Below are 11,034 nucleotides of genomic sequence, written 5' to 3' on the forward strand. Positions count from 1 at the left end.
GCGCGCTGTCCCGGCGCCGCGTCGGATACTGGTGCATTCAAGAGAAAGGCCGGGCCAGCGTTAGAATACAAAACCGCTGAGCGTTGTGGTCTTGTATTCGCTCGTACACCCCTCCGCCGACCTGTAGGATATCGGCTCGACACTCGACTCCGGCCATGGTAGCTCTCAACGCGAACGGCTGAGGGGATCATGCGACGGCGGCTGGGAAGGCTTCTTCCGATCGTCATGTTTGCGATGCTGGTGCAGATTTTCGCACCAATCGCCGCCTGTCGGGCATTGAGCAACACGACGGGTGATCCGACTGCGGGCGCCATCTGTTCCCACGCCACTGACGGCAGCATTTCGCAAGACGGTCAGGCGGACCATCAAAAGGCAAGCGGCGCGTGCTGTACATTATGCTGTGTCGGTAGTAGCGCGACCCCGACTGCTGACCCGCAAGCCTCCATTGTCGAGGTCGAACGGAATGCCAATGCGGTCCGCTGGCGCGATCTGACCTTCGTCCTGCCGCCATCGGCGGTCGGCTCCAACGCGCAAGCGCGTGGCCCTCCCGTTATTTCCTGATCGGTGAGTTTTGAACGATTGCTGCGATCTTGCAGCGATCCGAATCCGTTCGAACGCTCCGGGCGCATGTCCGGTATCAGGTAAATTATCATGTTCAATTGCCTTGCCTCCGTCGGAGGCAGCGGGCTTCGCCGTGTGCTCGCGACGTCCGTTGCGATCATGTTGCCTTCCGCGGCTTTCGCGCAATCCGGAGTAACGCTGCCGGCGGTAACAGTCATGGCGGCCCAGCCCGACAAACCTCAGTTAAAGCCCGCCATGCGAAGCACGCCGCGGTCAAATCAGGCCGTTCGTCATGCACAGGCTCCTTCGCAGGCCGCTGCTCCGGCCGCCGTCCCCGGATCGTTGACGGTCCTCACCGCGCAGCAGGCGCTGCGGGAAATCCAACAGACGCCCGGCGGCGTCGCGCTAGTGATAGCCGATGCCTACAAGAACTCGACTGTCGCCAACACCATCAAGGACGTGCTGGAATACGTGCCCGGCGTGTTCGTCCAGCCGAAATGGGGCGACGACACCCGGCTGTCGATCCGAGGTTCGGGCTTGTCGCGTAACTTCCATCTACGTGGCGTGCAGCTCTATATGGACGGAATCCCGATCAACACGTCCGACGGCTATGGCGATTTCCAGGAAATCGATCCGACTGCCTATAAGTATGTCGAAGTCTTCAAGGGGGGCAATGCGCTGCGCTTCGGCGCTAACTCCCTCGGCGGCGCCATCAATTTTGTGACGCCGTCCGGCCGCGACCCGTTCATCAACGGCGTCAGCGTCGATGCCGGCGCTTTCGGCTTCCGGCGGTTGCAGGCCAAGGCCGGAGGTAACAACGGTCCGTGGGATGGCTTTATCACCGCCGCAACGCAGAGCAGCGATGGCTTTCGCGATCACAGCTTCGGCCAGGCGACGCGCCTCAGCGGCAACGTCGGCTATCAATTCTCGCCGGATTTCGAGACGCGGTTTTATCTCAACGCCAACAGTGTGCGGCAACGCATCCCCGGCAGCGTCAGCAAGTTTTCGGCGCTGACGTCACCTGAGACCGCCGCTGTCAACAACCTTACAGGCGACTGGCAGCGAAATATCGATTCCGTGCGTATAGGTAACAAGACCACCATGCGGTTCGATAATACGACGGTGGAGTTCGGTGCGTTCGGGATCGATCGCCATCTGATGCACCCGATCTTCCAATGGCTTGATTATCACTATCAGGACTATGGCGCGTTCGTGCGAGCGGTCGATGACCGCATGATCAATGGCTTCCGCAACCGGCTGGTGGCGGGCGTCAACGTGATCAATGGCAGGATCGACAATCAACAGTTCGCCAATCTCGCCGGCCAGAAGGGTGAGCTGCTGTGGTCGTCGATCGATCGCTCGAAGAACACTTCGGTCTATGCCGAGGATTCGTTCTATTTCCTGCCGAACGTCGCCGCGGTCGCGGGCACGCAGTTTCTTTACGCGACGCGCGACAGGCAAGACCGCCTCCTGAGCGACGGCGATCAATCGGGCCGGACGGAGTTCAGCCTGTGGAGCCCGAAAGGCGGGTTATTGTGGCAGATCGATCCGACCTGGCAGGCTTTTGCCAACATTTCGCGCAGCGCGGAGGTGCCGAGCTACGGCGAGAGTGCGATCGGTCCTGGGATTCCGACCATTCCTTTTACCAGCATTCGGCCGCAGCGCGCGACGACGTACGAGATCGGCACGCGCGCGGGGCGGCCTGACGCCACTTGGGAGCTGACGTACTACCGGGCGCAGATCGACAACGAACTGCTTTGTCTATTCAGCGCGTTCGGTAACTGCAACGTCACCAACGCTGATCGCACGATGCATCAGGGCATCGAGGCCGGCGCAGGCGCTGCGATCTTCCGCAATCTTTTCGTGCGCGGCGATCAGCCGGACCGGCTCTGGCTCAACATTGCCTATACCTTCAGCGATTTCCGTTTCAGCAATGATCCGGTGTTCGGCAATAATCTGCTGCCTGGAGCGCCGCGCCACTTCGTCCGAGGCGAGCTGCTCTACAAGCATCCGAACGGGTACTACATTGGTCCGAATATCGAATGGGTGCCGCAAGGCTATTATGTGGACAGCGCGAACACGCTGAGCACGGACGGCTATGCGATCTATGGACTGAAAACCGGTTTTGACGACGGCGGCAGATATTCCGGCTACGTCGAGGCCCGCAACATCGGCAACAAGGCCTACATCGCTTCCAGTTCGATCATCGATCGGGCCAACGCGAACTCACCATTGTTTGAACCTGGATTTGGGCGTGCGGTCTATGCTGGGTTCAAGGTGCGATGGTGAACGCCTGTACGCGCGCATCGGCATTTTTCGACCAGTGCTTATGATCGAACGGTCCTCTTGTGACAGAACCAAAAGGAGAATGTGATGAAATCATGTTTGGCGCTTCGCGGTATCATCGGCGCCGTGGCGGTCGCTGCGCTTGGCCTGGTGACGCCGGTCCACGCTGAATCCGCCAGCGTCGGCGATCTGGTGATTTTTCAGCCCTGGACTCGTGCCACGGCGGGCGGCGCCAAGGTCGGTACCGGATATCTCACCATCGAGAACAAAGGTGCGGTTGCTGATAGACTTGTCGGCGGTTCGACCGATGCAGCCGGCAAGCTCGAAATTCATCAAATGAGCATGAGCAACGGCGTGATGAAAATGCATCAGGTCGAGGGTGGCCTCGCCGTCGAGCCGGGCAAGACGGTCAAGCTGGAGCCGGGCGGCTATCACCTGATGTTGGTCGATCTCAAGCATCCCTTCAAAAAGGGTGAAAAGGTGCCGGTGACGCTCGAATTCGAAAAGGCCGGCAACGTCGCGGTCACGCTCGATGTGGAAGGCATCGGTGCGCGAGCGCCGGGCGTGCCGGCCGGTGGAGCGATGATGAAAAAGATGCCGGATCATTCACAGGATGGAGGCGAGAAGTGACGCGCGCGTTAGGATCGTGGATAGGTTCGGCCGTTGCGGTGGCTGCCGCAATCATCTCGTGTAACGCAGCGCTGGCGCATGTCACGGTCCAGCCGGCGGATGCACCCGCGGACAGCTATGCACATCTCACCTTTACCGTGCCGCACGGCTGCAACGGCAGCGCGACCACGGCGCTGCGGATCAAGCTGCCGGAAGGCATTCTGTCGGCGAAGCCGCAGATGAAGACGGGCTGGAATGTCGAAATCAAGAGCAAAAAGCTCGAAACGCCGGTGCAAGGACCACACGGAAATACCATCACAGATGTCGTGGATGAGGTCGCCTGGCGTGGGGGTCCGTTGCCGGACAGCCTCTATGATATGTTCGGTCTGGTCGTCCGACTCCCGGACCAGGCGGGGCAGAACCTTTATTTTTCCGCCGTGCAGGAGTGCGAACAGGGGGTCGAGCGCTGGATCGAAATCCCACAGGCCGGACAGGTCCTCGACGGACTGCACAAGCCTGCGCCGGTGGTTCGACTGAAAGCCAAACGCTGAGAATCGTCGTCGGTGAGACATTTCGCGCAGGTGGTGTGGTGCTGGCTGTTGATGACAGTGCTGTTGTCGTCGGCGGCCTGGGCCCACGCCAGCCTGATAGCCAGTGATCCCGCTGACGGCGCTCTGTTGGCACGTTCGCCGGCGACCCTGACGCTGACGTTCAACGAGCCCGTCGAGCCGCTGACGATCCGGATCGTCGATGAGAGCGGAGCGGCTGAGAGCGTCACGCGGATTCGCCGCGACGGCGCGCAGCTTATCCTCACGCCGGCGAAGCTGGACAACGGCGCGCACGTCATCAGCTGGCGTGTGGTTTCGGCCGATGGTCATCCGGTGGGCGGCTCCACGACATTTTGGATTGGCCAGCGTGGCGCGAATGCACCGCAAGCGATGCGCTCGGACGACGCGCTGCTTCGTGGCGCGATCTGGCTGACGCGGGTAACCGTCTATCTCGGCTTGTTCGTCGGCGTTGGCGGCGCGTTCTTCGTCGCATGGATGCAAGCACCGTCCGCGCCTGCCGCGCGCGTCATCGGTAACGTCATCGATCTGGTCGCATTGGGCAGTTTGGCAATTGGTGTAGGGCTGCGAGGGCTCGATGCCCTGGCGTTGCCGTTATCGTCGTTACCGGACCCGGAGGTGTGGATCGTAGGCGCTCACGGCTCGTTCGGGTTGTCGGTCGTGATCGCGGCTGCGGCCTTGCTGCTGGCCTCGCTATCGCATCGGGTCGGCGGGACCCGCGCCAGGGTGATGTCGCTCGGCGCTCTATTGGGTGTTGGATTGGCGCTGGCGACGACCGGTCATGCTGCCACGGCTTCGCCGCGATGGCTCACCGCGCCCGCGGTGTTTGTGCATGGCATTGCTCTGGCATTCTGGGTCGGGTCGCTGGCTCCGCTCGCGCTGGCGATGCGCGGGCCTCGCCAGGCCGCGATCGAGGTCCTGAAGCGGTTTTCGTGGGTCATCCCCTTCGCTGTCGCAGCGCTGCTGGCGAGCGGACTGCTGCTCGCCGTCGTGCAACTCGAGCGGCCGGACGCGTTGTGGACGACGAGCTACGGCCGCGTTCTCGCGATCAAGCTCATGCTGATAGCACTGTTGCTGGCGATAGCGCTCTGGAATCGGCTGTCTCTTACTCCGCAGGTCGGGGAGGGTCGGGACAAGTCTCGCCGTCTCATGCGACGGACGATCATTGCCGAACTGGTCCTGGTGGTCGGCATCTTCGGCGTCGTTGGACTTTGGCGTTTTACACCTCCGCCTCGCGCCCTTCTCGCCGCCCAACCCCTGTTTACGCACGTTCATACCGAACGCTTGATGGCGGACATTACCGTGTCACGTGGCCGGTCCGGTCCTGTCAGTATTGCCATCCAGTTGCGGACACCGGACGAGCAGGTGCTTGCCGCCAAGGCCGTTTCCGTGACGCTGTCCAGTCAGGAGAACGGTGTCGAGGCCTCGATTGCTGAAGCGAGGTCCTCCGGCGAAGGACAATGGCAGGTTTCGATGGCGATCCCGGTCGCCGGGCGATGGACTCTCGCACTCGATGTGCTGATCTCGGATTTCGATCAATTTCATGCCGAGGCAGAGATTCAGATCCATTAGAGTCCGTTTTAACTGCGTTGAATCAAACTCTGCTTTATTCTTTCGACTGACTCCGAAAACGTGAAATTCCGTCGCTTTTGCGCGGCTTGTCGTCTTGCAGACCTTGTATTTTGCTGGCCGATCCGGTTTCACTGCCAGCGTCCGTGTCCCCAAGCGATTCCAGGCCTGCCCATGCGATTGTCGCGGTTCTTTTTGCCGATTCTGAAGGAGACCCCGAAGGAAGCCGAGATTGTCTCGCACCGGCTGATGCTGCGGGCAGGCATGATACGCCAGGAGGCGGCCGGCATCTATGCTTGGCTGCCGCTGGGTCTTCGGGTGCTCAAGAAGATCGAGGCGATCGTGCGCGAGGAGCAGAACCGCGCCGGCGCGATCGAGCTATTGATGCCGACGCTGCAACTCGCGGATCTCTGGCGCGAGAGCGGGCGTTACGATGCCTATGGACCGGAGATGCTGCGGATTCAGGATCGCCACAAGCGCGAGCTGCTGTTCGGTCCGACCAACGAGGAAATGATCACCGAGATCTTCCGCGGCTATATCCGTTCCTATAAAAGCCTGCCGCTCAACCTCTACCATATCCAGTGGAAGTTCCGTGACGAGCAGCGTCCCCGTTTTGGCGTCATGCGCGGCCGCGAATTCCTTATGAAGGATGCCTATTCCTTCGATATCGATGAAGCTGGCGCGCGGCGATCCTACAACAGGATGTTCGTCGCTTACTTGCGCACATTCGCGCGTATGGGATTGAAGGCGATTCCGATGCGGGCGGAAACCGGCCCGATCGGCGGCGATCTCAGTCATGAATTCATCGTTCTCGCCGAGACCGGAGAATCCGGCGTCTATATCGACAAGGATGTTCTCGATCTTCCGGTACCTGACATGGATGTGGATTACGATGGCGATCTGACGCCGATCGTCAAGCAATGGACCACAGCCTATGCCGCGACAGAGGACGTTCATGATGGGTCGCGCTATGAGCGCGAGGTTCCGGAAGAGAGACGCGTTCATACCCGCGGCATTGAGGTCGGTCAGATCTTCTATTTCGGCACCAAGTATTCCGACTCGATGAAGGCGCTGGTGGCTGGCCCCGACGGCATTGAGCAGCCGATCCATGGCGGCTCCTACGGAGTGGGGGTCTCCCGTCTCGTCGGAGCGATCATCGAGGCCTGTCATGATGAGACGGGCATCAAATGGCCGGAAGCGGTGGCACCGTTCGCGGTGGCGATCCTGAATCTGAAACAAGGCGCCAGTGATACTGATGCGGCATGTGAACGGCTCTATCGCGAACTCTCCGCCAGGGGAGTTGACGTGCTTTACGATGACACCGACCAGCGGGCAGGCGCGAAGTTCGCAACCGCCGACCTGATCGGCATTCCCTGGCAGGTGATGGTGGGCCCGAAGGGGCTCGCCGAAGGCAAGGTCGAGATCAAGCGACGGAGCGACGGGGCGCGAGAGCATGTCGCGTTGGAGGATGCGATTGCGCGGTTGATGACGTAGCGATTATCCACCGCGCGCGGCATTCAATGCCATTCCGGCCACAATTGGCCGCGAATCATGGGATTATCGAAAGATGGATGAGACCATGAACGAGCCGCTCCGAACCAAGCCGTTTGCCGCCTTTGAGTGGATGCTGTCCGGGCGCTACCTGCGAGCGCGGCGGAAGGAAGGGTTCATCTCCGTCATAGCCGGCTTCTCGTTCCTCGGCATCATGCTCGGCGTAGCCACGCTGATTATCGTGATGGCCGTCATGAATGGCTTTCGCACGGAACTGCTTAGCAAGATCCTTGGCCTGAACGGGCACCTCTTGGTTCAGCCGCTGGAGTCGCCGCTCACCGACTGGAAGGACGTTGCGGACCGTGTCAGTCAGGTGCAGGGGATACGGCTTGCCGCGCCTGTCGTCGACGGTCAGGCGCTCGCGTCTTCGCCGTATAATGCCGCCGGTGTGCTCGTCCGGGGCATCCGGGCTAATGATCTCAACAATCTCACCTCCATCGCCCAGAATATCAAACAGGGGACGCTCGACGGGTTCGACGACGGACAAGGCGTGGCCATCGGCCGGCGTCTTGCTGATCAACTCTCGCTGCACGCGGGCGACAGCGTGACGCTGGTCGCACCGCGCGGGGCCGTAACTCCGATGGGCACGACACCGCGCATTAAGCCGTACAAGATCGCGGCGGTGTTCGAAATCGGGATGTCGGAATACGATTCCACCTTCATATTCATGCCGCTGGCTGAGGCGCAGGCCTATTTCAATCGCGCCAACGATGTCACCGCGATCGAGGTCTATACGGACAATCCGGACAAGATCGTTGAATACCGCGCGTCGGTGACGGAAGCTGCGGGCCGCCCGGTGTTTCTGGTCGACTGGCGGCAGCGGAATTCGACGTTTTTCAATGCGCTCCAGGTCGAACGCAATGTGATGTTTCTGATCCTGACGCTGATTGTCCTGGTCGCGGCGCTGAATATCGTTTCAGGGCTGATCATGCTGGTCAAAGACAAGGGGAGCGATATCGCCATTTTGCGCACCATGGGCGCTTCTCAGGGAGCGATCATGCGTATCTTCCTGATCACGGGGGCGGCAATCGGCGTGGTCGGCACGCTTACCGGCTTTGTGGTGGGGCTCGTGATCTGTCTCAATATCGAGTCGATCCGCGAATTTCTCTCATGGCTTACCAGCACGGAGCTGTTCTCACCTGAGCTTTACTTTCTGTCCAAACTGCCGGCCGAAATCGATGTTCGGGAGACCAGCGCCGTTGTGATCATGGCGCTGACGCTGTCGTTTCTCGCGACTCTTTATCCGTCATGGCGCGCGGCGCGGCTCGATCCCGTCGATGCCCTGCGGTACGAGTGAGCCCGACATGGAGCAAGAGACGAAGGAAGTACCGGTTGTTTATCTTCACGATATCAGGCGTCAATATACGCAGGGTGAAACGAGACTGACCATTCTGGACAGCACGAAGCTTGCCTTGTGGGCGGGCCAGTCCGTTGCGCTGGTGGCCCCGTCGGGATCGGGCAAGTCAACCCTGCTGCATATTGCCGGGCTGCTCGAAAGCCCTGATGCAGGGGAGGTCTATATCGGAGGAACCGCGACGTCCAGCCTTTCGGACGTTGAGCGTACGCAGATAAGGCGCACCGATATCGGGTTCGTCTATCAGTCGCACCGTCTTCTTCCGGAGTTCACCGCGCTTGAAAACGTTATGCTGCCGCAGATGATCCGCGGTCTCAAGCGCGCAGAGACGGTCAAGCGCGCACACGAAATTCTCGCTTATCTCGGCCTAGAGGATCGCGTCACCCATCGTCCGGCAGAGTTATCCGGCGGAGAACAGCAGCGGGTTGCGATCGCGCGTGCCGTTGCCAACGCGCCGCGGGTGCTGTTTGCGGACGAACCGACCGGCAACCTCGATCCCCAAACAGCAGATCATGTGTTCAATGCGCTGATGCAGCTTGTGAAAGCGACTCAGGTGGCAATGCTGATCGCGACGCACAACTTGGAACTCGCAGATCGGATGGACCGGCGAGTATCGCTTGAGAACGGTCACGTGGTCGAACTCGACTGAAGGGATTTGACCAGACGGCGCCGACTTTCGTCTTGATTATTGGTAGTGGTGTCGTCGTCGTGGTCGCCTCCGATCGTCTGGCGTGCCGGCGAAATAGGGGTTCTCCATGCATTGGGCGTACAAGCCCCTTGAGGACGCCCTACATTGCTCCATCGTTTCAAAGCGGCAGTCGCTCATCGTGACCGGTGAGTAAAGCATCTGGCAGACCGGATAACGGGGGTCCCAGTTCTGGGCGTTAGCTGTGGCGCACGAGAAAATCAGAGCTAGAGCGATGAAAGTTCCGCGCATCAAATGAGTCCTGAATGAATGAACTGATAAGCACTTTCGCTTTTTGGCCGCGTATCAAGTTATCAAGTCGCAAAGCTTGCAGGCGGGCGTGTGACTGCCCCGCATATTGATATATATCCTCGCCTGAAGTAGTTCCATCTCGCTAAACGCAAAACTTCAAAAGTTCGGTGTCAGGCTAACCAACCCTCGAACTTTCGAGGTCCTTTGACAAGCATTGAGGTGGCCCGCGGCATGACCGGCTCACACTATCTCGACCTCGCCCGTGAGAAGCTGATTGTCGCTCTCGATTACTGGAATATCGAGGATGCAAGGAAGCTCGTTCGGGACTTGGGCGACGAAGTCTCTTTTTACAAGGTCGGTTTAGGGCTGCAACTCGTCGGCGGAAACGAATTTGCCAGGGAACTCATTGCGGAGGGCAAGCGGGTTTTCCTGGATTACAAATATTACGACATCGCAGAGACCGTTCAACGCGCGGTCGCCCAGGCAGCCGAGTTGAAGATCACCTTCCTGACCGTGCATGGCGTTGCGAGCATCATGAAAGCTGCCGTCGCCGGTCGCGGCAACTCCGACATGAAGGTTCTCGGCGTCACTGTGCTCACAAGCATGGATGCCGAGGATATCAAGGAAATGGGATTCGAGTGCAGCGTCGAAGACTTGGTCGTTGCACGCGCGAAGAGGGCGCTTGAGGTTGGAGTCGATGGCGTCATCGCGTCGGCCCTGGAAGTCGCCGAGCTTCGCAAGCAGACCAGCAACAAGCTGATGATCGTGTCGCCTGGTATCCGCCCGAGCGGCGGCGCCAAGCATGATCAGAAGCGGGTGGCCACACCGTTTGAAGCCATGCGTGCGGGGGCGGATTACCTGGTGTTGGGCAGGCCGATCTACGCCGCGGATAATCCAAAAGCCGCCGCGCAAGCGATCATTCAGGAAATGGCGGATGCGTTGCGCCCGGATTAAGGCTTATCTCTCGAAAGCTGAAGCGTTTTTGAGCGAAGTGGAATCCGGTTCGCGTGAAGAAAACTCGTCAAATGAAAGACTCTTAGGAATCCCAACTCAGGCTTTTCCCGTTCGGCGGTAACCACGTGAGATACGGCAGGTTATTTCTTCTCAACTAAGCCGCGCCTGAACCTTTGGTAGTTTGTCTCTTCGCGGCGAACGAAACGACTTGCGGAGTGGACCAAGGAGCGCTATCGGCCCTTTATGGCTCAGAAACTCAAACCTGGCGTGCGAAGCCGCGACGGCGGTGAATATACCTGTTCTGGTTGCGGCGCCGTCTACGCAGTGACGGTCTATACCAGTCCGTTTAAGGACACGGGGCATGCAGATTGTGACGTCTGTAGCCTACCTATCAAAAGCTGGAACCACGCAACGGCTTGGTGGTCGTACAAATTGACCAAGCGGCCACGCAAGTGACGGTGGTCGGCAAAACCCGCGCCATTAACCAAGGGATTTGTTCCAAGGTCGTCCTTACTTGACTTTTAGAACATAAAGGGAACAATGTTCCTCATATGTTCTAGTCAGAGGAGGGCCTAACCATGTTGAGAATGTTTGTGGAGGAGGCGTCGGCGCTGGCGTCGATCGTGCTGTTCGTTGGAATGGTTGCC

The 11,034-nt window shown here is 59.6% G+C and carries 10 protein-coding genes; 9 read left to right on the plus strand and 1 reads right to left on the minus strand.

Annotation, left to right across the window (positions count from 1 at the left end; genetic code table 11):
• Positions 1-189 precede the first annotated feature (189 nt).
• From GGQ85_RS00430 to GGQ85_RS00465, 8 genes are all read left to right on the plus strand, one after another.
• Entirely contained in the window at positions 190-561 is a 372-nt protein-coding gene (locus GGQ85_RS00430) for a DUF2946 domain-containing protein (RefSeq protein ID WP_079446668.1), read from the plus strand.
• Positions 562-651: 90 nt separating this feature from the next.
• A complete protein-coding gene (locus GGQ85_RS00435) occupies positions 652-2,850 on the plus strand; it encodes a TonB-dependent receptor family protein (RefSeq protein WP_309772663.1) in 2,199 nt (732 codons plus the stop codon).
• A gap of 84 nt (positions 2,851-2,934) precedes the next feature.
• Positions 2,935-3,477 (plus strand): copper chaperone PCu(A)C, encoded by a 543-nt coding sequence (locus GGQ85_RS00440; protein WP_309772665.1) that lies wholly within the window; start codon positions 2,935-2,937, stop codon positions 3,475-3,477.
• Positions 3,474-4,007 (plus strand): YcnI family copper-binding membrane protein, encoded by a 534-nt coding sequence (locus tag GGQ85_RS00445; RefSeq protein ID WP_309772667.1) that lies wholly within the window; start codon positions 3,474-3,476, stop codon positions 4,005-4,007. The genes GGQ85_RS00440 and GGQ85_RS00445 overlap by 4 nt, the downstream gene beginning before the upstream one ends.
• 12 nt (positions 4,008-4,019) lie before the next feature.
• Positions 4,020-5,594, plus strand: a complete 1,575-nt coding sequence (locus tag GGQ85_RS00450) for a copper resistance CopC/CopD family protein (RefSeq protein ID WP_309772669.1) — start codon at positions 4,020-4,022, stop codon at positions 5,592-5,594.
• Positions 5,595-5,765: 171 nt separating this feature from the next.
• Positions 5,766-7,085, plus strand: coding sequence for a proline--tRNA ligase (gene proS, locus GGQ85_RS00455; protein ID WP_309772671.1), 1,320 nt, complete (start codon positions 5,766-5,768; stop codon positions 7,083-7,085).
• Between the two features lie 73 nt (positions 7,086-7,158).
• Positions 7,159-8,439 (plus strand): lipoprotein-releasing ABC transporter permease subunit, encoded by a 1,281-nt coding sequence (locus GGQ85_RS00460; RefSeq protein WP_309772674.1) that lies wholly within the window; start codon positions 7,159-7,161, stop codon positions 8,437-8,439.
• A 7-nt stretch (positions 8,440-8,446) separates the two neighbouring features.
• A complete protein-coding gene (locus GGQ85_RS00465; protein WP_079446661.1) occupies positions 8,447-9,145 on the plus strand; it encodes an ABC transporter ATP-binding protein in 699 nt (232 codons plus the stop codon).
• 36 nt (positions 9,146-9,181) lie between these two features.
• On the opposite strand, the gene GGQ85_RS00470 is transcribed toward GGQ85_RS00465, so the two are convergent.
• A complete protein-coding gene (locus GGQ85_RS00470; RefSeq protein WP_309772677.1) occupies positions 9,182-9,433 on the minus strand; it encodes a DUF3551 domain-containing protein in 252 nt (83 codons plus the stop codon).
• A 231-nt stretch (positions 9,434-9,664) separates the two neighbouring features.
• On the opposite strand from GGQ85_RS00470, the gene pyrF reads away from it, so the two are divergent.
• Positions 9,665-10,387 (plus strand): orotidine-5'-phosphate decarboxylase, encoded by a 723-nt coding sequence (gene pyrF, locus GGQ85_RS00475; RefSeq protein WP_079446659.1) that lies wholly within the window; start codon positions 9,665-9,667, stop codon positions 10,385-10,387.
• The last annotated feature ends 647 nt before the right edge of the window (positions 10,388-11,034 follow it).

It is taken from the genome of Nitrobacter vulgaris (genome assembly GCF_031453995.1).
GTDB classification, from domain to species: Bacteria; Pseudomonadota; Alphaproteobacteria; order Rhizobiales; family Xanthobacteraceae; genus Nitrobacter; species Nitrobacter vulgaris.

Coding starts and splice junctions, on each gene's coding strand:
- GGQ85_RS00430 (WP_079446668.1), top strand. CDS start 190: ATGCGACGGCGGCTGGGAAGGCTTCTTCCGATCGTCATGTTTGCGATG.
- GGQ85_RS00435 (WP_309772663.1), top strand. CDS start 652: ATGTTCAATTGCCTTGCCTCCGTCGGAGGCAGCGGGCTTCGCCGTGTG.
- GGQ85_RS00440 (WP_309772665.1), top strand. CDS start 2,935: ATGAAATCATGTTTGGCGCTTCGCGGTATCATCGGCGCCGTGGCGGTC.
- proS (WP_309772671.1), top strand. CDS start 5,766: ATGCGATTGTCGCGGTTCTTTTTGCCGATTCTGAAGGAGACCCCGAAG.
- GGQ85_RS00460 (WP_309772674.1), top strand. CDS start 7,159: ATGGATGAGACCATGAACGAGCCGCTCCGAACCAAGCCGTTTGCCGCC.
- GGQ85_RS00465 (WP_079446661.1), top strand. CDS start 8,447: ATGGAGCAAGAGACGAAGGAAGTACCGGTTGTTTATCTTCACGATATC.
- GGQ85_RS00470 (WP_309772677.1), bottom strand. CDS start 9,433: ATGCGCGGAACTTTCATCGCTCTAGCTCTGATTTTCTCGTGCGCCACA.
- pyrF (WP_079446659.1), top strand. CDS start 9,665: ATGACCGGCTCACACTATCTCGACCTCGCCCGTGAGAAGCTGATTGTC.